Origin of the sequence: Chryseotalea sanaruensis, from assembly GCF_003990915.1 — a bacterium.
Lineage (GTDB): Bacteria > Bacteroidota > Bacteroidia > Cytophagales > Cyclobacteriaceae > Chryseotalea > Chryseotalea sanaruensis.
On sequence record NZ_BHXQ01000025.1, the window covers coordinates 1 to 894 of the forward strand.

Annotated in this window: 1 protein-coding gene; it reads left to right on the top strand. The window is 40.4% G+C overall.

Going from position 1 to position 894, the window contains the following annotated elements; translation table 11 throughout:
• Positions 1 to 175 precede the first annotated feature (175 nt).
• Entirely contained in the window at positions 176 to 598 is a 423-nt protein-coding gene (locus SanaruYs_RS20000) for an SRPBCC family protein (protein ID WP_127124391.1), read from the top strand.
• Positions 599 to 894 lie beyond the last annotated feature (296 nt).

Below are 894 nucleotides of genomic sequence, written 5' to 3' on the forward strand. Positions count from 1 at the left end.
TCGGACTGAATCGCTGGATAAGCCTCACAACTTGGTTGGCGGCATAGTGCTCCGGCTGCTTTTGTTTATAAAATTTAACGATTAATACCTTTACTTCAAATCATGGTTTGAATCTAAAGGTTAGCGGTCATTGTAGGACGATAAACAAAATACACAAACAGAAAGAAATTAAACTATGGCGACAAATATCTCGACAATTAAAATCAAAGCTTCTGTACAAAGGGTTTGGGACATTCTGACAAAACCTGAATTCGTAAAGCTATGGCAATATGGAAGCGAATTATTGACCGACTGGAAAGTTGGCAGCGATATTAAATTTAAGACTCAGTGGGAAGGCAAGATATTTGAACAATGGGGCAAGATTTTAGAAGTTCGACAAAACGAATTAATAAAGTACAGCTTATTTGCGCCTCGACCTGACCTTGAAGACAAACCGGAGAACTATTTTGTAATGAACTACATTTTGACTGCAGACAGCGGACAAACGAATCTCGAAATTATTCAAAATGACAACCGACCTGGCGCAGTTCAAGAAGAACCTCAAGGCGAAGACAACCCAATATTAAAAGGACTGAAACAAATTGCAGAGGCAGAGTGACGAAACAACGAACCGCTAACAAAGTGCATAATCAATGGCGGGGTTCAGTGTAAATTTGTAGTTTAGTTTTTCAAATTACGTTTGGTGTCGTGGGACAGTGACGCGCTTCGAATTCCCGCCACTGCTTATGCACAAACGTTGGGCACAATACTCAAGACAAAGATGATCGTGTACTAACCCCCTATAAGTTGGACAGAATTGTTGTTTAAAATGTGTATTGCTTGTCGGTTTTCCTGTTCATCTTCTAAGCAAAAGTATGTGTCTGGATCAGCCGAGTCAAGGCTGGTACAGAGCGA

Coding starts and splice junctions, on each gene's coding strand:
- SanaruYs_RS20000 (WP_127124391.1), top strand. CDS start 176: ATGGCGACAAATATCTCGACAATTAAAATCAAAGCTTCTGTACAAAGG.